Raw genomic sequence first — 18,721 nt, 5'->3', positions numbered from 1 at the left:
CGTTACGCATTCACGCCGAACCGATTTTCCGGGAATGCCCCGTGAGGGTCAAGCGCGATTGCCCTTTGTCATCATAGATGTTCAGGCGCTCTTGACTGTGGAGCAACACGTCGAGCGCTTGCTGCACGAAATGCTGTTTCTCTCGCAGCAATACCCCGTTTTCTTGGTTGCGCTCCTGACATTGTCTGGCCAGTTGACACACTGCATGCCACGCGTCGGCAAGCGGCGGCAACCGTTGCCACGCGGTGAGCACCGCTTTCTGTTCCGACTCGGCACCGGCAACAGTGCTTGCCACCACCCGCAGCTTCTGGCGCTCGAACCCTTGAAGCTGGTCGGCGATGCGGTTTTTTTCCGTGACGGCCGCTTCGATCGCTGCGGGGTCGTTGCTGTGCAGGGCGCGCCGTTCGGCGTCGAGTGCCGTCAGAAAGCTTTTCAGCACCGCGATTTCCTCTTGGAGTATGCGCGCAAGGAGGGTCTGCTGGGTCGCGGTGGGCGCGGGCAGCTTCGCTTCGCTCATGATTCGGAATGGAGCAATGCTTCGACTTCACGCACCAAGCTGTCGGCAATTTTTTCCGGGTGGATCCGGAATTGACCGCTTTGAATCGCGGCGCGCAGCGTCTCGACTCGCTGCCAGTCGATTTCGGGAACCTCGTTCATCATCTGCTCCGCTCGCGCCAGAAGGCTCGCTCGGGAAGAGAGCGCAACGGTTTCGTCCGCCGATGCCGATGGAGGAGGAGGCAGACGACCCCCTCCTGGGCCCGGTTCCGGCTTGCGCGTCGATGGAGTCCCGCGCACTGAAGGGTCTCCGCCAGGTGGCAGAATTGGTTTGTCGATTTTCATCGGTTTCCCGCTCCTCGATTCCGGTATTCGCAGTTAACGGTTCACGCGGAAAATTCTTGAGCCGTTTTTCATTCGACGACCACTGCGCCGTCGGCTGTGGCGCTGCCTTCGATCACCTGGCGGTTGGGCAGCATCACGCGCACCGCTTCGCCTTGAGCGGCACTATTCATCGCGCGTCCTTCGGTTTCGACGCGGAAACCTTTGCCATGTTGGATCACGGTGACGTTTTGTCCGTTGCGCACGACAAGTGGTGCGACGAGCCAACTGCTTCGCAAAGGTTGCCCAGGTGCGACACTCACGCGCAACTCTTTTCCTACCGCCTCGGAAGTGGCGCGCACGACGTCTTCGGGTAGCGTGGTGAGCTCCCCTTCCACGGGTCGAACGTCGCGGGCGGTTACGGTTTCCCGGTGCCGCAGCGGGCGTGTGGTCACAAGATAGGTGCCGAAGCGGCGAACGTAGACCGGCACGTAGACCGTCCAGGGATCGGGCGCAAAACAGCGCAGTGTCACCATGATCTGTCCCCAAAGGCGTTGGCCGGGCGGAACGTCGACTTGCGCTGCGGTACAGGCCGGGCGGTTTTCCAATACCGATGGGGAGGCGATTTCAAACGTGACACGGTCCTCGATGCCGCGCAGTAACGGGGTAACCGCATCTTCGACCATCCGCGTCAGCTCGGTTTGTGACAGTACGGTCGGCTCCGCTTGGTCCGCTGCTGCGCGCGCGGGTGGCGCGCTTACGATGAGGGTGAAAAAAAAGAGAACGGCAACCTTTGCCGCGGCAAAACTGGCCAATTGCCGAAAAAAAGCCGCTTTTTTTTGCCGTTCGGATGGAACGCGGCGCGATATTCTGTCTGGCATGCAACCTGCTTGTGAAGTGGGTGGGTCGTTTGGAAGGAGCAGAGTCATGGTGGACAAAATGGAAAAGGTCTTGGCGTTTCAACGCGCCGCACTGCGGGTGCACAACCAACGCCAGCAGATGATCGCGTCGAATATCGCCAACGCCGACACGCCCCATTATAAAGCGAAAGATCTCGATTTTCGCGCTGCGTTGGGGGCGGTGCGAGAAAAACGGGGAGTTTCGGCTCCGGAACTGAAGCGTACGCATCCTGCACACCTTGCGGGCACTCAAGAAGCGGCGCTGCCGCTTGACGCCTTTACCGGCTATCGCACCGAACTCCAGAGCAGTGTCGATGGCAACACGGTCGATATGGATCAGGAGCGCGCCGCGTTTGCGGAAACCACCCTCTACTACGAAGCGAGTCTCAACTTCATCAACCGGTTGTTGCGGGGGATGCGCACCGCAATCACAGGGCAATGAGGAGCGTGAGCGATGAGTCTGTTGAATGTCTTTCAGGTGGCGGGTTCCGCGCTTTCGGCGCAGTCGGTGCGGTTGAATACCACCGCGTCGAACCTCGCGAACGTCGAGAGTGTGGTCGACGAAAACGGACAACCCTATCGCAGTAAGCAGGTAGTTTTTCAAGTCCGTCCGATTCAGGGTGAGGTGGCAAAAGGGGTGCGGGTCAAAGAGATCGTAGAGAGCGCCGCCCCTTTCCGCATGGTCTATGACCCACACAACCCGGCAGCAGACGCCAACGGGTATGTGCGCATGCCGAACGTCAATGTCGTGGAAGAGATGGTGAACATGATTTCAGCGTCTCGTTCGTACCAAAACAATGTCGAAGTGATGAATACGGCACGAGATTTGCTAAAGAAAACATTGTCGATCGGGCAGTAACGCCCACTTTAGATAACGTGAGGGGCGGTTCGCCCAAATTCGAAAAGGAGCCATATCATGAGCGTGATCAACACCAACATCATGAGCCTCAACGCGCAGCGTAACCTCTATAAGAGCGGGCTCGAGATGCAGACCGCGATGCAGCGGTTGAGCTCGGGGCTGCGCATCAACAGCGCCAAGGACGACGCTGCGGGGCTCGCGATTTCCGAACGGATGACCTCTGGGATACGCGGCATGACCGTCGCGGTTCGGAACGCCAACGACGCGATCTCGATGGCGCAGGTCACCGAAGGGGCATTGGGGCAGATCGCAGACATTCTGCAACGGATGCGCGATCTCGCGGTGCAGTCGGCAAACGCGACGAACTCGGTGAGCGACCGAGACGCGCTGCAAAAAGAGTTCCGGCAGTTGCAGCTCGAGGTGGAACGGATCGGTCGGGACACCGAATTCAACGGGGTGAAAGTCCTTTCCGCGGCAACGGGTAATGCAGCGTTCGTCTTCCAAGTGGGGGCCAATTTCTCCGGGACGACCACGGCTAGCGGTTTTGATTCCAACGGCGTCTATTCGGCAGGCGGCGCAAGCGCGATTACCGCGTCGGACAAAATTGGTTTCGATGCCGTGAGCATTTTTTCGTCAGGGAGCATGGGCTCTGCGGTTGCCGGCGGGTCGGCAGCGGCAACCAGTTCGGCGATTTCCATCTCCGCGGTCGATGCCGCCCTTTCGGCGATCAGCGCGATCGATGCGGCACTCAAGGCAGTGAATGACATCCGGGCAACGCTCGGTGCAGTGCAGTCGCGCTTCCAGGCCACGATCAACAACCTGCAAAGCGCGATCGAAAACCTCTCAGCGTCACGCAGCCGCATCCGGGACGCCGATTTCGCGCAAGAGACCGCGGCGCTCTCGCGCGCTCAGATCCTGCAGCAGGCTGGGACCGCGATGCTCGCGCAAGCAAACGCCGCGCCGCAAAACGTCTTGCGTCTGTTGCAAGGCTAACGCCTAAGGAGTTGAGCCATGAGCGCGATCCCCGCTACGAGCGACGCAACCACAGCCACCCGCGCCGACGCCATTTTGGCTCGTCTGGGGGGGCGCCAAGGCAGCACCGCGTCGGCAACCGACGAGATGCAGAACCGGTTTTTGACGTTGCTGACCACGCAGCTCAAAAACCAGGATCCGCTCAACCCGATGGACAACGCGGAGGTGACCTCGCAACTGGCGCAGATGAGCACGGTTCAGGGGATCGAGAACCTCAACAAAATGTTCCAGCAGTTTTTGGATACCAACAGCGTTTCCGAACTCTCGGCGTTGGTGGGCCGCGGCGTGTTGATCGAAGGCGAGCGGTTGGAACTGACGCAAGCAGGGGGCGTGGGTGGTGTCGAATTGGCGCAACCCGCCGATCAGGTCACCGTGACCCTCTTCGACGCAAATGGCCTGCCCGTGCGCAAACTGGACCTGGGTGCGCTGGAGGCGGGTACCCACAACTTCGTCTGGGATGGCCGTGCCGACGACGGTCAGATCGCTGCACCGGGCACCTACCGCATGGTAATCGAGGCAAAAAGCAATGGGGATCCGGTTACAGCAAAAGCGTTGCAGTTGGCGCAGGTCACCGCTGTGGTGCGGGGGCCGAACGGTGCCGATTTGCAACTGGGATCGGACGGGGTCTATCGGCTCGATGAGATCAAGCAGGTCCTGAGTTAAAGGAGAAGAACGATGGCCTTCCAGCAAGGTTTGAGCGGTCTGTCGAGTTCCGCAAAAGCGCTCGATGTGATCAGCCACAACGTCGCGAACGCCAACACCACCGGTTTCAAAGCGAATCAGACCGTTTTTGCCGACGTCTATTCCACCACGTTGGGGGCAAACCCCTACATGCAGGTGGGAAGCGGCGTGAGCGTGCCAGCAGTGCGGCAAAGCTTCACGCAGGGAAGCATTACCACGACCGGCAATGCGCTCGATATGGCGATCAACGGCGAAGGGTTTTTCATCACCAAGCGACCCGTTGCGAACGACCTGCAGATGTTCTATACCCGCGCCGGTGAATTTCAGCTCGACAAAGACGGTTACGTCATTTCGGCAAACGGCTACCAGTTGCTGGGGTATCCCGGGGCTGCAGGAGCCGGTGACCCGCAACCGATCCGGGTGCCGTTCGATGCGGGCAAGCCCGCTGAGACGAGCCAAGTCGAGATGACGTTCAACCTCGACGCGGGGCAGCCTGCGATCACCGCGACGTTCGATGCCACCAATCCGGATACCTACAATTTCAGCACTTCGGTGCAGGTCTACGATTCGCTGGGAATCGCGCACAACCTTACCTTCTATTTCCAAAAAACCGCGCCGGGCAGTTGGAACGTTTATGGTTCGTTCGACGGTGACCCTACGCTGGTCATCAATAACCCACTTACGACGATGACCTTCGACGGTGCTGGCGCATTGACCTCTTCACCCAATCTGACCGTCAATGTCACTTCGCCGCTGTCGAACGGCGCCGATTTTGGTGGGAATGGCGACGGCGTGGTGGATGTCACGTTCAACGCCACGCAATATTCGCTGGCCTCATCCGTGACGACGCTCACCCAGGATGGCCAGCCTGCGGGGGAGCTCGCGAGCGTTTCGGTGACCAAAGAGGGGCGGTTACAGGCGCGCTACACCAACGGTGACGTGAAGGATATCGCCACGGTGGCGATCGCGACCTTTCGCAACCCCAACGCGTTGATCTCGATGGGCGACAACATGTGGGCGGCGTCGCTCGAATCGGGACAAGCAGCGGCGGGGATTCCGGGGTCGGGCACGCGCGGTTTCATCTCTGGCGGCGCGGTCGAGTCCTCGAACGTCGATCTCACCGCGGAACTTGTCAATATGATCATCCAGCAGCGGGCCTACCAGGCAAACGCCCAATCGATCCGCACGCAAGACCAGATCTTGCAGACCGTGATCAACCTGCGGTAAGCGCAAGAGGTGAGCCATGGATCGAATGATCTACCTCGCGATGACCGGCGCGAAATATACGCTCGAACAGCAGGCGGCGGTCGCGAACAACCTGGCGAACGTCGATACCCCGGGGTTCAAAGAGGCACTACACCGGCTCCGTGCGGTGAATGTGCAATCTCAAGCGCTTCCCAGCCGCGCGTTCGTCGTCGATGCCACCGTCTCGGCGCGTTTTTCCGAAGGGGTGCTCGAGCAGACCGGGCGTGCGCTCGACGTCGCGATCGCCGGTCCTGGCTGGTTCGCAGTGCAATTGCCTGATGGGGGCGAAGCCTACACCCGCAACGGTGCGTTTCAGGTTGACAACGGCGGAATGTTGCGGCTGCCGAACGGACAAATGGTCTTGGGCGAAGGTGGCGCGCCGATCACCCTTCCGTCCGACCGTACCTATCTGGTCGGCAAAGACGGCACGATCAACGCGATCGACCCCGCGAACGGACAGGTCGAAGCGGTGGGGCGATTGCGGCTCGTCAATCCGCCGGTTACCGAATTGCAACGCGGTGACGACGGGCTCTTCCGCCTGCCTGCCGGGACGCCCCCGCCCCCTGAAGACCCCGCGGTCTCTGTGCGTGGGGGGTATCTCGAAAAGTCCAACGTCGACGTGGTCGACCAGATGGTGCGGATGATTGCGCTCGCACGCCAGTTCGAGATGAATACCAAGGCGATCCAGGTTGCCGAAGAAGACGACCAACGCGCTACCGCGCTGTTGTCGCCGCGATGACCAAATTGGGCGGGAAAGTACCCGTTACTTTACCCGCTTCCGTTCGCCCGATTGGGCTATCTTGACCCCTAGCAGTCGCTATCAGGAGAACCGCGATGATCCGTTCCCTTTGGATCGCCCGCACTGGGCTCGACGCGCAGCAAACCCAGCTCGACGTCATTTCCCACAACCTGGCAAACGTCAATACCACCGGCTACAAACGGCAGCGCGCGGTGTTCGAAGACCTGCTCTACCAGACGCTGCGGCAACCGGGGGCGCAAAACACCCAACAAAACCAGATCGGCAGTGGCTTGCAGCTCGGGACCGGTGTGCGGCCCGTCGCGACGGAACGGATCTTTTTGCAGGGGACGCTACAAAAAACTGACAATCCGCTCGATGTCGCCATTCAAGGGCGCGGTTTTTTGCAGATCCAGATGCCTGACGGCACCATCGCCTATACCCGCGATGGCTCGTTGCAGCTCGACAATCAGGGCAATGTCGTCACCGCCTCGGGCTATCCGCTCGCCGATGCGATCAACATCCCCGCCGACGCGCTGTCGATCACGATCGGCAAGGACGGCACCGTGAGCGTTCTGCAACCCGGCGCGGTGGCACCGACCCAGGTGGGGCAGATCCAGCTAGTGACCTTCGTCAATGAAGGGGGGTTACAAGCGCTCGGGGAAAACCTCTTCGCTGAAACCGCAGCGAGTGGCGCCCCTCAGATCAACGTGCCCGGAACGAACGGCGCCGGAAGCATCATCCAAGGGTATGTCGAAAATTCCAACGTCAATGTCGCCGAAGAGCTCGTGAGCATGATCGTCACGCAGCGGGCCTACGAGCTCAATACCAAAGCGATTCAGACTTCGGACCAGATGTTGGGGCGGCTGACGCAACTGTAAGCAATGCGTGGGCATCACGAGAAACGAGCATGACGGCGCTGGGTATGAAACGGTATGGGGAAATGATCGTGTGGCAGAAAAAGGTCCTGCAGTGGGCGGCGCGGCTTGCGGTCGCTTGGGGGGCGGCGCTCCTTGCAGGCTGTGCTGCGCTCGATACCACGCCGCCTGCGATCGTGCACCAACCGATGACCGCGCGCCCACTGCCGATCGAGGCGCAACCGGCGCCCAACGGTGCAATCTTTCGTCCGCAGGTGGCGCGGCCGCTGTTCGAAGACCGCAAACCGCGCTACATCGGCGACATCCTCACGATCAACCTAGTCGAAAAAACCTCGGCGACGAAGAATTCGGCGGCAAGCGCGTCGCGCAAATCGGACAACTCCGCCAGTATCGATTCGCTCACGCGCTTACCGTTGAGCGGACTGACGGGGCTGGGGCTGACTGCTTCCTCGGATATGAGTTTGGAGGGGAAAGGGGCGGCTTCGGCCGACAACACCTTCAGCGGCACGATCACCGTCACCGTGATCGACGTCTTCCCGAACGGCAATCTGTTGGTTTCGGGGGAAAAGCAGCTGGCGATCAACCAAGGGCGCGAATACATCCGCTTTTCGGGCGTCGTCAATCCCGACACCATCTCGGCGCAGAACACAGTGGCGTCGACCCAAGTGGCCGACGCGCGCATCGAGTACGTGGGCAGTGGCTATATCGACGAGGCGCAACGTATGGGGTGGTTGCAGCGCTTCTTCCTCAACTTCCTGCCCTTCTGAGGAGGTGACGATGCGGTACGGGTTCGGTTGGAGAACGGTGGCGCGGGGGATCGCGGTGGGGGTTGCGTGTTGGCTCGCGTTCTTACCGGCTGCGCACGCGGCACGCCTCAAAGAACTGGCGACGATCGCTGGCGTTCGGGAGAACCAGTTGGTCGGGTACGGCCTGGTGATCGGACTCGACGGGTCAGGAGACCAGACGACGCAAACCCCTTTTACCGTTCAGAGCACCCTCAACATGCTGCGTAATTTGGGCGTGACGCTCCCTCCGGGCACGCGCTTGCAGCTCAAGAACGTCGCGGCGGTGATGGTCACCGCGGAATTGCCCCCGTTTGCCAAACCGGGGCAGCGAATCGACGTCACGGTCTCGTCGATCGGGAACGCGAAAAGCTTACGGGGTGGTACTCTGGTGATGACGCCGTTGAAAGGGGCTGACGGGCAGATCTACGCGATTGCGCAAGGAAACGTCTTGGTCGGAGGCGCAGGTGCGCAGGCAGGTGGTGCGGCGCAGACGATCAACCATCTGGCTGCCGGACGGATCCCGGGGGGCGCCACAGTGGAACGCGAAGTGCCGGTTGCACTGGCAACGAATGGCCCGTTGCGCCTTGAGCTCAAAACTACCGATTTCACCACGGCTGCTCGGGTCGTGACTGCGATCAACCAGAAGTTCGGCGCTGGTACCGCCGCCGCGCAAGATGGGCGGACCATCCTCGTCAACGCGCCGCACGACGCAAGTGCGCGCGTTGCGTTCCTTGGGCAACTCCAGGAGTTGCCGGTTACGCCGGCAACTGAGCCCGCGAAAGTGATCGTCAATGCCCGTACTGGATCGGTAGTGATGAATCAAGAGGTTCGGCTCAAGCCAGTGGCAGTCGCCCACGGCAACCTCAAGGTGACGATCCAAGAGGACCTCACGGTTAGTCAACCGACCGCGCCGCTTGCTGGCGGAGAGACGGTCGTTGCACGGCAGCAGTCGGTCAAGATCGAGCAGCCCCCTGGCGTGTTCCACCACATCAAAGGGGGGGCGAATCTGGCCGAGGTGATCCAGGCGCTCAACGCGCTCGGGGCGACACCGATGGACCTCATCAGCATCTTGCAAGCGATGAAAGCGGCGGGCGCGTTGGAAGCCGAATTGGAGGTGATCTGATGGCGGCATCTTCGCTTCCCGCGTTCGATCCGCGTGCGGTAGCCGCATTGCGGCGTGCCGCGCGCGGCGAGGACCAACCCGCAGCCATCCGCAGTGCGGCGCGCCAATTCGAAGCGCTGATGTTGCAGCAGCTGTTGAAAGCGATGCGCGCGACCGTACCCGAAAATGGCCTTTTCGACACCAGTGCGCGCAAGCTGTGGCAAGAACTCTCCGACCAGCAACTGGCCAGCGATTTGGCCCAAAGTGGGGGCGTCGGCCTTGCCGAGCTGCTGGCGCGGCAATGGTTGCCGAAACCGGGCGCAACCGGCGATCCGGCAAAGGTTGCCGCAGAGACGGCGATTGCGGCAAATGACGCGCCGAATCGTGTGGCAGCACGCCGCGCTCCAAACCCGGAGCACGAAAGGAATACCCTGTCAGCGATCGCGTCCGCGTTACCGCCCGTGGTCGAGCGATCGTTCCGCCAAGCGGACGCTGCGAACGGGCAAACGGCTCCGGTCGTCGAACGATCCTTCATCGCACAACGCGATTTCGTTCAGACATTACTGGGGCTGGAACCCACGTTGACGCCGCTCGTTTCCACGGAGCCAGCTCCGGCATTGGTTCCGGTCGCAGCCGACGGCGGCACACCGCTGTTAGAAGGGCACGCGCAGCGTCAGGATCCAGCGAGGGAAACGACGCTGGATACGCACCGCGCCGAGCCGGAAACGACGGTGCCTGCTGCGCTTGTAGCCGTAGCGCCAGCGCCGTCCAATTTCGTCCCTTTGCCTGCCGATGCCCCTCCTGAGGAGCGGATCGCCCATTTCGTCCGCGAACTGCTTCCTGCTGCGCGCCGCGCTGCTGAAGCACTCGGTCTGGCTCCTGAGTTCGTGTTGGCGCAAGCCGCGCTCGAAACCGGTTGGGGCAGCGCGATGCTCCGCCACCCCGACGGTCGGCCGTCGAACAACCTCTTCAACATCAAAGCGGGAAGCGACTGGGACGGAGAGCGGGTGCGGGTGCAGACCACCGAATACCGCAACGGACGGCCCCAAACGGAGATTGCCGAATTTCGCGCCTATCCCTCGATCGACGCTGCGTTTGCCGACTATGTCCGGTTGATCGCGGAGAACGACCGTTACGCGCGCGTGCGTGGCGCGCGCACGCCCGAAGCGTTTGCGCAGGCGCTTGCCGCGGCTGGGTACGCTACCGATCCCGACTACGCGCACAAAATTGTCCGGGTGGTTCGGAACGCGACATTACAAAGCACCGTGGCTGAGGTTGGCATGAACTTTGCTTGATTTTCTGCAGGGATAACGGCAGCAGGAGCGGTGCGATGGGGATGTTACAGATCGGCTTGACGGGGTTGATGGCGGCGCGCTATCAGCTCGATACCGCAAGCCACAACATCGCGAACGCCAATACCGAAGGGTATAGCCGTCAGCGGGTCAACCAAAGTACCCAATTTCCGCAATTTGTCGGCTTCGGCTACATCGGTAGGGGCGCGCTGTTGGTGGGCGTGGAGCGCGCGTACGACCAGTTTTTGCAGGGCAACCTTCTTGCTGCAACTACCCGCTACGCGCAGGCGCAACACTATCAGGAGCTGATCGCGCCGCTCGACAACCTCGTCGCGGACCCGGACGCTGGCCTTTCCCCTGCGCTGCAACAGTTTTTCGACGCGGTGCAGGAGGTCGCAGACAACCCGGAAAGCATCGCAGCACGGCAGTCGCTCCTTTCGCAAGGCGAAGTGTTGACGGCACGCTTTCGCCTCTTCGACGCGCGGATCGACGAGATTCGTCAAGACGTCGAGCAGCGCCTCGACGGCGTGGCGCAGCAGGTGACTGCTTTGGCGCGCAACATCGCCGATCTCAACCAACAGATCCTGCAAGCGTCGACCCGCGGTGCGGAAGCGCCCCCCAATGACCTGCTCGATCAGCGGGATCAATTGGCGAAAGAGCTTGCCGGGTTGATCGGGATCAAAACGGTGATCGACGACCAGGGGATGATGTCGGTGTTTATCGGTAGCGGCCAGACACTCGTGCAGGGTGTGGCGAGCGCTATGCTCGCTACCGAAGCCGATCCCGGCGATGCCATGCACCGTCGGCTAACCTACCAGTTTGGTGGTAGCGGGGCTCCACAGGTGCTGCCCGAGCGGCTTGTCACCGGAGGGGAACTGGGGGCGCTCCTGGCGTTTCGCCGTGAAGGGCTCGATCGGATTCAGGACCAATTGGGTTTCTTGGCGACCACATTGGCGTTGGCGTTCAATGCACAACACCAGCAAGGGTACGGCTTGGATGGCGTCACCAATCGCGATTTTTTCGGCGGAGTACCGTCAACTCAGACCTTCACCGGTGACCAAGGGAGCAACCTCACCGTAGGATGGGCAACGCCGCTCGATGTCGCGGCGATGCAACCTGCATCGTTCGAAATTCGGTACGATGGGAGCAATTACACCATCACGCGGCTGCATGACGGTCAGTCGCTTTATACCGGAGCAACGCTCCCGGCAACGTTTCAAGGGCTGACCCTTACTGGTACGTTGAATGCCGGCGAACGGGTCGTAGTGCGGCCGTTTCCTGCACAAGGGGGAACTTTGGCGGTAGCACTCACCGATCCCCGCGCGGTAGCCGCGGCGCAGGCCGATCCCACGAGCGCAACGGGCTCAGGGCCTGCCGACAACGTCAATATGTTGGCACTTTCCAGCCTTCAGACGACGAAAACGCTCTATGCCGATGCGTCGGGTATTCCCACCGCGACGTTTCAAACCGCCTGGGCAAGCGCCGTGGCCGAATTGGGCACGCTTGCCCGTTCGGTGAAAACCGAAGCCACAGCCAGTAAAGCGCTGGTCGATCAGGTGCAGGCGACACGGGACAGCTACGCGGGCGTCAACCTCGACGAAGAGGCGGCGAACCTCATCCAATTTCAACAGGCCTACCAGGCGGCGAGCAAGACGATGCAGATCGCGCAGAAGCTCTTCGATGAAGTGCTCGCGATTGCTCAGTAACCAGGAGAACGGCTATGTTACGGATCGCAACCAACCAAGTCTATGACCGCAACATCTTCGCGATGCAGCGGGCGCAGACCCAAATGCATCAGACCCAATTGCAGGTGGCGAGCGGTCGCAAGATGGTCGTACCGTCGGACGACCCGGTACGTGCGGCGCGCAGTCTCGAATTGCAGCAGTCGCAGAGCGTGAACCAGCAGTTTCTCGAAAACATCGGCTACGCAAAGGACGTGCTCGGGCTGACCGATACCCGTTTGACGCAGATGAGCGACACCCTGCAATACATGCGCGACAAGTTCGTGCAAGCGGGAACGGGGGCGCTCGCGGCGTCGGACCGCGCGGCGCTCGCGCAGGATTTGCGCAGCCAACTGGCCAATTTGGTTGGGTTGGCAAACAGTCAGGATGGACAGGGAAACTATCTCTTCGCGGGCTTCAAAAACGATCGGCCGCCGGTCGCCTGGGGCGATCACGACGCCAACCCACTGACCCCCGATCGTTACTACTATCAAGGGGATGCGAACGTCAAGCAGATGCGGGTGGGCGCGGCGCGGCTGATCGACGCGAACGTACCGGGATCTTCGACCGGTGGCCCCGGGGGGCTCTTCGATGCCGATCAAAGCACGTTCGTTGCCGGCCCGCCCACGCAATACCCGCTGGCACGGTTTTTCAACGACCTCCAAGATGCGATCGACGCGCTTGATCCCGCTACGGCTGGCACCACCACCATCCATGCGTCGAGCGCCGGGATCGACGCGGTCGATCGCTTCCTGGCGCGCGTGCAACACTATACAGCGAAGGTGGGGTCACAACTTGCGGAACTCGATGCGCTCACCGAGATGGGGAAAGCGCTCGATCTCGATTACGCGCAGGCGCGCTCGCGCATCGAAGATCTCGACTATACCGAGGCGTTGTCGCGATTGGCGCAACAACAGATGGTGCTCTCCGCGGCACAACAGTCGTTCGTCAAGGTTTCCAATCTCAGCTTGTTCCAGTATTTGTGAGCGCGACGTCACGGCGCATGGGGGAGAGGGATGAGGCGGTGCTCTTTTTTCACGAAAGGGGGGTGTTGGCTCGTCCTCGTAGTGGGAGGGGCCGTGGGGCTTACCGGTTGTGCGCAGGAGCGGCTCACTTCTGCCGAGATCGCGCGAGAGGGCGCGGCGGTAGCCGGAAGCGCGCTGCTGCTCTCCGATTCCTCCCTAGGGGTTTCCGCTGCGAACGCTGCAACTGGCACTGGCGCTACCGCGGCGACTGCGTCCACTCCAGCCTCGGCGCCGATCTCCCATCTCGGGCTTCTGCGGCAATTGGGCGGTGCGGCGCTGGTTGCCTATGCGCTCTACGATCCGCTCGCCCCCAACTGGACGATTACCGTGCAACCGGAATCGGAGGCGGTGGTCCGTCTGGTGCTGACGATGCGCTCGCTCACCACAGGGGGCAACGGCGAATCGTGGCGCATTTTCCAGCGCGCAGCGCAAAAAGTGACCGAGCAACGGGACGCCAAATCGTACCAGTTGCTTTCCTACGAAGAAGGGGTGGAATCGACGCGGCCGTTTGCGCAGCGCTACGCAGTCGGGACGTTGCGTCTCGTTTACTGAAAGAGCGGGCCACTAAGGGCGTGCGGAGCGTGGCGGCAAGGTTTCGATGAGCGGCACGGTCGGATAGCGGGTGGTGCCCTGTGGCGAGAGGGCGGTGGCTTCGCCGCGCAACAGGTACTCCAGCGCGCGGCGAACCGTTGGGAACGCCAGTTCGTCCCACGGCAAGCACGATAAAGGAAAAAGGCGAATTTCCAAGGTTTCAGCGCCAGGCACCCAGTCCAGGTCCAACAAGGTCGCGCGGTAGAAGAGGTGCACCTGATGGATGTGGGGAACGTCCAGCAACGCATGGAGCGCGTCGATCCGAACCCGCGCTCCCGCCTCTTCCCAGGTTTCCCGCATCGCGGCTTCGAGGGTGCTTTCGTTACACTCCATGAATCCGGCAGGAAGCGTCCAATAGCCGATTCGTGGGGCGATCGCGCGGCGACAGAGCAGGATCTGGTTGCCCCGTAGCGGCAACGTCCCCGCGACGATGCGCGGATTTTCGTAATGGATCGTCGCGCAGTTTGGGCAGACGTAACGAGGCAGATGGTCGAGCGGCGGGATCTTCCGTTCGACGGGATGGCCACAGACGGAACAGAAATTCATCGTGACGAAACGCGGTAACGGCGGTGCGCACAGTGTAGCAAAAAAACCACAAACCGAAATTGCCGCCGATTTTTTTCGCTTTTTCCCTTTTTGGGCGAGGGTGCTTCTTGCTATACTGTGGCGGCAGGAGGAGCGCCGACGATGCCAGCCCCAGACTTTGCCGAGGAAATTCGCGAGCTGAACCTCAACTTTCTCATCCTCGCGCAGCGGATGGCGCACGACAACGTTGCCGCAGCAGCCGTGAAGCTGGGTGTTGCAGAGGAAGACCTGCGGTGGTTGCAGACGCTCTCGCCTGCCAAACTGGTCCGGCTGGCGCAAGGGGCGATGCTCGTGCCGCAATTTCGCTTCGATGGTGCGTTGTTGAAACAATTGGCAGGTGACGTAGGGCGCGACGAAGCCGCAGCGCAGTTGCACGCGCTCATCTTGGCGCAAGCGAAACCGCGGAAAAGCCCGATCGTGGGAGACGACGATGGCGAAAAAACTTGAACAGATCGAAGCCGATGCGCAGGAAATTTTGATCGCAGCGGAATTGATCCGCCTGGGGGCGCGGATGCAGCTGCTGGAAGCGGAGGTGGTGCTGAGCCGCGATCGGCTGATGAAGCTCTACAAGCAAGTGCGGGGTGTCTCGCCGCCAAAAGGGATGCTTCCGTTTTCGACCGATTGGTTCATGAGCTGGCAGCCGAACGTCCATTCCACGCTCTTTGCCAATTTTTGGCAACAGGTGGCGGAAACTGACCACCGGCGGCGTTTGATCACCGCGTACCAACTCTATCTCGATACCGTAGATGCCGTTCAGATCGAACCGGTATTGAGTATCACTCGGGCGTGGACGCTGTTGCGGTTTCTCGACGCCGAATTGTTGCAACTCACCCCCTGCTCGCAATGCGGTGGCCATTTCGTCACCCACGCCTATGAACCGGCGAAAACCTTCGTCTGCGGGCTTTGCCACATGCCGTCGCGTGCCGGGGCGGGGCAAGAAAACCGCAAACACCGCTTGGCAGCGGCGCAGCGCACGTTGCCGGTGAAGAAAAACCGGCGGCGCGCGGCGTCTGCAGTCACCGGTTGATAGCACTATCGGAAACGGCTAATACCCGATGTTTCTCCTGATCGGTTACGTGATCATCTTGGCGTCGGCGCTGGGCACCTACGCGGTGCACGGTAGCCTTGCCGCACTCTTCGTCCCAACCGAATATATCGCGATCGTCGGGTTATTGATCGGGGGTTTTGTCGCGTCCAACAACCCCAGTTCGCTGAAAGCGGCGGTGGGCGGGCTTGCGGCGGTCTTCAAGAATTCGCCTTACAACCGCGCGTTTTACATCGAACTGCTGGCGCTGCTCTTTGAGATTCTCACCAAGGTGCGCAAAGAGGGGTTGATGGCGATCGAACAGGACGTCGAAAACCCTGAAGGCTCGGCCATTTTTGGCAAGTACCCGCTGGTGTTGCATGATCACCATTTAGTGGAATTCATCACCGATTATCTGCGCATGATGGTGAGCGGCAGCCTCAACGCGATCGAAATCGAAGGGTTGATGGACCAAGAGATCGAAACGCACCACATCGAAGCCCATTTGCCCGCGCACCTCATCTCCAAAGCGGCGGACTCGGTTCCGGCGTTCGGTATCGTCGTCGCGGTGATGGGGGTGGTGAACGTGATGGGCTCGGTGGGGGAACCACCCGCGGTGCTCGGGAAGATGATTGGGGGCGCGCTCGTCGGGACTTTCTTGGGGATCTTGGTTTCCTACGGTTTCGTCGGCCCCATCGCCAGCCAGCTCGAACTCAAGGTCGAAGACGGCAGCAAGCCTTTCCAGGTGGCGAAAGTGGTGCTGCTCGCGAGCATGAACGGCTACCCGCCGCAGATGGCGGTGGAATTTGGCCGCAAGGTGTTGTGGTCGACGGTGCGGCCCACCTTCGCCGAGCTCGAGGAAGAGCTCAAAAACCGCAAGTAACCGGGTAGCGCGATGAGCGACGATACCCAACAGCCGATCGTCGTCAAACGGGTCAAGAAGGTCAGCGGTGGCGCGCATGGCGGCGCATGGAAGATCGCGTACGCCGATTTCGTCACCGCGATGATGGCCTTTTTTCTTTTGATGTGGCTGTTGGGCTCGACCGCGAAAGGAGACCTCGACGGGATTGCGCAATTTTTCCAGAACCCGCTCAAGGTTGCGAGTGATGGCGGGTCGGGCTCCGGCGATGCTGAGCGGATCATTCCGGGGGGCGGTGAGGACCTCTCCCGGCGCGTTGGGCAGGTGAAACGAGGGGACACCCCATCGAAAAGCACGTTCCAACGCGACGGTGGCGAGGGGTCTTTGCCCACGAAAGGCCGCTCGGACAGCACGAACGAATCTCCAGATGTGCAACGCGTGCAAGGTGCGACGAGCGACGCCGAGGCGCAGGAGCGGGAAAATCAGAAGCGGCGCGAACTCGCACAAATGGAGCGGATGCGTTCGCTCCTGGAGGCGATGATCGAGGCCGACAGCACGTTGCGCGCGCTGCGTGACCAGATTCGCATGCAAATCACCGAAGACGGACTGGCGATCGAAATCGTCGATGAGAAGAATCGGCCGATGTTCGCTTCCGGCAGCAGTGAGGTCCAACCGTACATGCGGGATCTGTTGCGCCTCATTGGACGCACGCTGAGCGGAATCGAGAACAAGATCATGATCGCGGGCCATACCGACGCCACCCCGTTTGCCAACAACGGGCGCGGTATTTCCAACTGGGAACTTTCCGCCGACCGGGCGAACGCGGCGCGGCGGGAGTTGGTCGCCGGAGGACTGGATCCGGAGAAGGTCTTTCGCGTCGTCGGCATGGCCGACACCGTTCCGTTCGTGCCGGAAGACCCCTACGCGCCGCAAAACCGGCGCATCAGTATCATCGTCTTGAAACGCGAAGCCGAAGAGGATCTGCGCAAGCAGGCTTCGCAAATCACGGAAACGCTGCGGCGTGGGGTGGCGCGTGAATGACGAAGACCTGAACGCGCTCTACGCGGCGGAAAAAGCAGAAACGATCTCGGCGATCGAATCCCTTTTGGCGCAGGCCGACCGCGACGGGTGGAGCGAAGCGATCCAGGAAGAGGCGGTCCGCTTGGCGCATTCGCTCAAAGGCGCGGCAGCGGCGATGGGGGATGAAGCGTTTTCGCGTCTCGCGCGCATTCTGGAAGACCGGTTGGCGAAATGGCCTGGAAAAGGGGCGGCGCTCGATGAACAAGCGCCTACGGAAGTTCACACCAACGACCCATTTTCTGCGTGGCGCGTTACTCTGACCCCAGCGCCGCACGTGCGTGCAAGCCGCGCATTGCAAGAAGAGCTCGTTGCGGCGCTTTCTGCGTTCGGTTCGGTTCGCGCGGATCCCGACCCTATCGCGGAAAACGCAACCACCTGGTCGTGGATCGTAACGAGCGCGGCTGCGGACAAACGCGCACTTCGCGATGCGGTCGAACTCTTTGCGGTGCCTGGCTCTGTCGCGGTCGAACGGCTTGCCGAGGAACGGGCGCAACCCGTCCCGCCGCCTGACGCACCCAGCGCCATCGAAACACCATCGGTGCCCACCGAACCTCAGACGGGTGCGCCCCATCTCAGCGCCTCTCCGGCCACCGACGTGGCGGGTGATCTGGTTTGCGAACCGGGTGCGGAAGGTGCCCCCTGGCAGACGTGGTGGCGTGCGTTGGTGCATGCGCAGCACGCCGCGTCGTCGTTCCCTGAAACGGACGGCTCGGTGTATGACGCGGTGCGCACGGCCCAATTGCCGTTGTCTCTTTGGGTGCAAACGTGGCAGGGGGTATGGCGGACGCAATTGCCGGCGTGGTCGGTGACTCTCACCGGCGACGCGGCGGTGATCACCCCAGCGTTCGCCGAGGTGCTCGACCGTTGGCAACAGTTGGCGCTCAGCGCGGCCAAGGCGTGTGGGGCGCACGGGGCGCTGCGTCTGGCAATGCGGTGCTATCGCATGGGCGCGACGGTTCGGTTCGTCCTCTCCGGGGATCCGGACGGGGTCGCGACGGTAAAATCGGCCTGGCTGTCTGAATTGCCTACCCAAGCCGCGTGGGTGGTTCGCGAGACCAACGACGCTTGGGAAATGGCGATGCCGTTCGCGCCGGCGATCTTATGGGCTTTTTGGTTCACTGTAGCCGAGCAAGCGGTAGCGGTACCTGCCGAATCGGTCGCGGCGTTTTTCCCGCAAATGCCGAAAAACGCCTGCCGGTTCGTGAACGGGGAGTGGTACCTCTCCCAAGCCGGTACCCCATACCCGTGGCGGCCGCTCATTCCTGAAACCGACCGTGCGCCGTTCGAATACCCTGTGGTGGTGGCACTGGCTTGCGGAACGCGGACGGTACTTACCGGTGTCGATGGTGCCGAGCGCGCAGGCGGTGTGGCGACCCAGCCGTTACCCGACGACGCGGCGCACCCTGCAGGGTGGGTGGCGTTGGCAACTCGGGGAGAAGCGCTCGCTACCGTGCTCGATCCGGAGCGGTGGTGGGCAGCTTCCTGTCAGCGCTAAAAACCCTCAAGTTTTT

General features: G+C 61.4%; 22 protein-coding genes. 18 read left to right on the top strand and 4 right to left on the bottom strand.

Annotation, left to right across the window (positions count from 1 at the left end; translation table 11 throughout):
- Window positions 1-10: 10 nt before the first annotated feature.
- The 3 genes from ACYQ4Z_RS06810 to flgA all read right to left on the bottom strand — a co-directional run bounded on the left by ACYQ4Z_RS06810 (window position 11) and on the right by flgA (window position 1,697).
- Window positions 11-517, bottom strand: coding sequence for a flagella synthesis protein FlgN (locus tag ACYQ4Z_RS06810; protein WP_119335519.1), 507 nt, complete (start codon window positions 515-517; stop codon window positions 11-13).
- The gene (gene flgM, locus ACYQ4Z_RS06805) at window positions 514-840 is read right to left on the bottom strand and encodes a flagellar biosynthesis anti-sigma factor FlgM (protein WP_119335518.1); all 327 of its coding nucleotides are present in this window, start codon (window positions 838-840) and stop codon (window positions 514-516) included. The genes ACYQ4Z_RS06810 and flgM overlap by 4 nt, the downstream gene beginning before the upstream one ends.
- 68 nt (window positions 841-908) lie before the next feature.
- The gene (gene flgA, locus ACYQ4Z_RS06800; protein WP_170141314.1) at window positions 909-1,697 is read right to left on the bottom strand and encodes a flagellar basal body P-ring formation chaperone FlgA; all 789 of its coding nucleotides are present in this window, start codon (window positions 1,695-1,697) and stop codon (window positions 909-911) included.
- A 46-nt stretch (window positions 1,698-1,743) separates the two neighbouring features.
- Here flgA and flgB point away from each other — a divergent pair, with 46 nt between their 5' ends.
- The 13 genes from flgB (at window position 1,744) to ACYQ4Z_RS06735 (ending at window position 13,623) form a co-directional block, all read left to right on the top strand.
- The gene (gene flgB / locus ACYQ4Z_RS06795) at window positions 1,744-2,157 is read left to right on the top strand and encodes a flagellar basal body rod protein FlgB (protein WP_119335516.1); all 414 of its coding nucleotides are present in this window, start codon (window positions 1,744-1,746) and stop codon (window positions 2,155-2,157) included.
- 12 nt (window positions 2,158-2,169) lie between these two features.
- Complete coding sequence (flgC, locus tag ACYQ4Z_RS06790; RefSeq protein WP_119335515.1) at window positions 2,170-2,574, top strand: flagellar basal body rod protein FlgC; 405 nt, start codon at window positions 2,170-2,172, stop codon at window positions 2,572-2,574.
- A 54-nt stretch (window positions 2,575-2,628) separates the two neighbouring features.
- Window positions 2,629-3,567, top strand: a complete 939-nt coding sequence (locus tag ACYQ4Z_RS06785) for a flagellin N-terminal helical domain-containing protein (RefSeq protein ID WP_459860491.1) — start codon at window positions 2,629-2,631, stop codon at window positions 3,565-3,567.
- A gap of 18 nt (window positions 3,568-3,585) precedes the next feature.
- On the top strand, window positions 3,586-4,269 hold the full coding sequence (locus ACYQ4Z_RS06780) for a flagellar hook assembly protein FlgD (protein ID WP_219972735.1): 684 nt from the start codon (window positions 3,586-3,588) through the stop codon (window positions 4,267-4,269).
- Window positions 4,270-4,281: 12 nt separating this feature from the next.
- The gene (flgE, locus tag ACYQ4Z_RS06775; RefSeq protein ID WP_459860424.1) at window positions 4,282-5,514 is read left to right on the top strand and encodes a flagellar hook protein FlgE; all 1,233 of its coding nucleotides are present in this window, start codon (window positions 4,282-4,284) and stop codon (window positions 5,512-5,514) included.
- Window positions 5,515-5,530: 16 nt separating this feature from the next.
- Window positions 5,531-6,271 carry a flagellar basal-body rod protein FlgF gene (gene flgF, locus ACYQ4Z_RS06770; RefSeq protein ID WP_459860423.1) on the top strand — a complete coding sequence of 247 codons (741 nt, stop codon included), beginning with the start codon at window positions 5,531-5,533 and terminating at the stop codon, window positions 6,269-6,271.
- A 95-nt stretch (window positions 6,272-6,366) separates the two neighbouring features.
- Window positions 6,367-7,149 (top strand): flagellar basal-body rod protein FlgG, encoded by a 783-nt coding sequence (flgG, locus tag ACYQ4Z_RS06765; RefSeq protein WP_219972738.1) that lies wholly within the window; start codon window positions 6,367-6,369, stop codon window positions 7,147-7,149.
- 29 nt (window positions 7,150-7,178) lie between these two features.
- Window positions 7,179-7,913: a flagellar basal body L-ring protein FlgH gene (locus tag ACYQ4Z_RS06760; protein WP_219972740.1), complete on the top strand. Its 735-nt coding sequence runs from the start codon at window positions 7,179-7,181 to the stop codon at window positions 7,911-7,913.
- 10 nt (window positions 7,914-7,923) lie between these two features.
- Complete coding sequence (locus ACYQ4Z_RS06755; RefSeq protein ID WP_459860422.1) at window positions 7,924-9,054, top strand: flagellar basal body P-ring protein FlgI; 1,131 nt, start codon at window positions 7,924-7,926, stop codon at window positions 9,052-9,054.
- Window positions 9,054-10,328 (top strand): glucosaminidase domain-containing protein, encoded by a 1,275-nt coding sequence (locus tag ACYQ4Z_RS06750; RefSeq protein ID WP_438438169.1) that lies wholly within the window; start codon window positions 9,054-9,056, stop codon window positions 10,326-10,328. Before ACYQ4Z_RS06755 ends, ACYQ4Z_RS06750 begins: the two co-directional genes overlap by 1 nt.
- Before the next feature lie 35 nt (window positions 10,329-10,363).
- Complete coding sequence (flgK, locus tag ACYQ4Z_RS06745) at window positions 10,364-12,031, top strand: flagellar hook-associated protein FlgK (protein WP_459860421.1); 1,668 nt, start codon at window positions 10,364-10,366, stop codon at window positions 12,029-12,031.
- Between the two features lie 14 nt (window positions 12,032-12,045).
- The gene (gene flgL, locus ACYQ4Z_RS06740; protein ID WP_219972744.1) at window positions 12,046-13,032 is read left to right on the top strand and encodes a flagellar hook-associated protein FlgL; all 987 of its coding nucleotides are present in this window, start codon (window positions 12,046-12,048) and stop codon (window positions 13,030-13,032) included.
- A 30-nt stretch (window positions 13,033-13,062) separates the two neighbouring features.
- Window positions 13,063-13,623 (top strand): hypothetical protein, encoded by a 561-nt coding sequence (locus ACYQ4Z_RS06735; protein WP_219972745.1) that lies wholly within the window; start codon window positions 13,063-13,065, stop codon window positions 13,621-13,623.
- A gap of 12 nt (window positions 13,624-13,635) precedes the next feature.
- Here ACYQ4Z_RS06735 and ACYQ4Z_RS06730 read toward each other — a convergent pair whose 3' ends face one another.
- A complete protein-coding gene (locus ACYQ4Z_RS06730; protein WP_119335505.1) occupies window positions 13,636-14,208 on the bottom strand; it encodes an NUDIX hydrolase in 573 nt (190 codons plus the stop codon).
- Between the two features lie 141 nt (window positions 14,209-14,349).
- Between ACYQ4Z_RS06730 and ACYQ4Z_RS06725 the strand changes: the two genes are divergently transcribed.
- The 5 genes from ACYQ4Z_RS06725 to ACYQ4Z_RS06705 are packed head-to-tail and all read left to right on the top strand — an operon-like array spanning window position 14,350 to window position 18,705.
- Window positions 14,350-14,694, top strand: a complete 345-nt coding sequence (locus ACYQ4Z_RS06725) for a flagellar transcriptional regulator FlhD (RefSeq protein ID WP_119335504.1) — start codon at window positions 14,350-14,352, stop codon at window positions 14,692-14,694.
- Window positions 14,678-15,274: a flagellar transcriptional regulator FlhC gene (gene flhC / locus ACYQ4Z_RS06720; protein WP_438438164.1), complete on the top strand. Its 597-nt coding sequence runs from the start codon at window positions 14,678-14,680 to the stop codon at window positions 15,272-15,274. The genes ACYQ4Z_RS06725 and flhC overlap by 17 nt, the downstream gene beginning before the upstream one ends.
- A gap of 28 nt (window positions 15,275-15,302) precedes the next feature.
- Window positions 15,303-16,154: a flagellar motor stator protein MotA gene (motA, locus tag ACYQ4Z_RS06715; RefSeq protein ID WP_219972750.1), complete on the top strand. Its 852-nt coding sequence runs from the start codon at window positions 15,303-15,305 to the stop codon at window positions 16,152-16,154.
- A 12-nt stretch (window positions 16,155-16,166) separates the two neighbouring features.
- A complete protein-coding gene (motB, locus tag ACYQ4Z_RS06710; RefSeq protein ID WP_459860420.1) occupies window positions 16,167-17,171 on the top strand; it encodes a flagellar motor protein MotB in 1,005 nt (334 codons plus the stop codon).
- Window positions 17,164-18,705, top strand: a complete 1,542-nt coding sequence (locus ACYQ4Z_RS06705) for an Hpt domain-containing protein (RefSeq protein WP_459860419.1) — start codon at window positions 17,164-17,166, stop codon at window positions 18,703-18,705. The genes motB and ACYQ4Z_RS06705 overlap by 8 nt, the downstream gene beginning before the upstream one ends.
- Window positions 18,706-18,721: the final 16 nt, after the last annotated feature.

It is taken from the genome of Hydrogenophilus hirschii (genome assembly GCF_054656675.1).
Note: the sequence above shows the minus strand (reverse complement) of the source record. Positions and strands in the feature narration are given on the sequence as shown.

Coding starts and splice junctions, on each gene's coding strand:
- ACYQ4Z_RS06755 (WP_459860422.1), top strand. CDS start 7,924: ATGCGGTACGGGTTCGGTTGGAGAACGGTGGCGCGGGGGATCGCGGTG.
- flhC (WP_438438164.1), top strand. CDS start 14,678: ATGGCGAAAAAACTTGAACAGATCGAAGCCGATGCGCAGGAAATTTTG.
- flgE (WP_459860424.1), top strand. CDS start 4,282: ATGGCCTTCCAGCAAGGTTTGAGCGGTCTGTCGAGTTCCGCAAAAGCG.
- flgB (WP_119335516.1), top strand. CDS start 1,744: ATGGTGGACAAAATGGAAAAGGTCTTGGCGTTTCAACGCGCCGCACTG.
- ACYQ4Z_RS06750 (WP_438438169.1), top strand. CDS start 9,054: ATGGCGGCATCTTCGCTTCCCGCGTTCGATCCGCGTGCGGTAGCCGCA.
- ACYQ4Z_RS06780 (WP_219972735.1), top strand. CDS start 3,586: ATGAGCGCGATCCCCGCTACGAGCGACGCAACCACAGCCACCCGCGCC.
- ACYQ4Z_RS06725 (WP_119335504.1), top strand. CDS start 14,350: ATGCCAGCCCCAGACTTTGCCGAGGAAATTCGCGAGCTGAACCTCAAC.
- flgM (WP_119335518.1), bottom strand. CDS start 840: ATGAAAATCGACAAACCAATTCTGCCACCTGGCGGAGACCCTTCAGTG.
- flgK (WP_459860421.1), top strand. CDS start 10,364: ATGGGGATGTTACAGATCGGCTTGACGGGGTTGATGGCGGCGCGCTAT.
- motB (WP_459860420.1), top strand. CDS start 16,167: ATGAGCGACGATACCCAACAGCCGATCGTCGTCAAACGGGTCAAGAAG.
- ACYQ4Z_RS06760 (WP_219972740.1), top strand. CDS start 7,179: ATGACGGCGCTGGGTATGAAACGGTATGGGGAAATGATCGTGTGGCAG.
- ACYQ4Z_RS06735 (WP_219972745.1), top strand. CDS start 13,063: ATGAGGCGGTGCTCTTTTTTCACGAAAGGGGGGTGTTGGCTCGTCCTC.
- flgA (WP_170141314.1), bottom strand. CDS start 1,697: ATGCCAGACAGAATATCGCGCCGCGTTCCATCCGAACGGCAAAAAAAA.
- flgC (WP_119335515.1), top strand. CDS start 2,170: ATGAGTCTGTTGAATGTCTTTCAGGTGGCGGGTTCCGCGCTTTCGGCG.
- ACYQ4Z_RS06810 (WP_119335519.1), bottom strand. CDS start 517: ATGAGCGAAGCGAAGCTGCCCGCGCCCACCGCGACCCAGCAGACCCTC.
- ACYQ4Z_RS06730 (WP_119335505.1), bottom strand. CDS start 14,208: ATGAATTTCTGTTCCGTCTGTGGCCATCCCGTCGAACGGAAGATCCCG.
- flgF (WP_459860423.1), top strand. CDS start 5,531: ATGGATCGAATGATCTACCTCGCGATGACCGGCGCGAAATATACGCTC.
- motA (WP_219972750.1), top strand. CDS start 15,303: ATGTTTCTCCTGATCGGTTACGTGATCATCTTGGCGTCGGCGCTGGGC.
- flgL (WP_219972744.1), top strand. CDS start 12,046: ATGTTACGGATCGCAACCAACCAAGTCTATGACCGCAACATCTTCGCG.
- flgG (WP_219972738.1), top strand. CDS start 6,367: ATGATCCGTTCCCTTTGGATCGCCCGCACTGGGCTCGACGCGCAGCAA.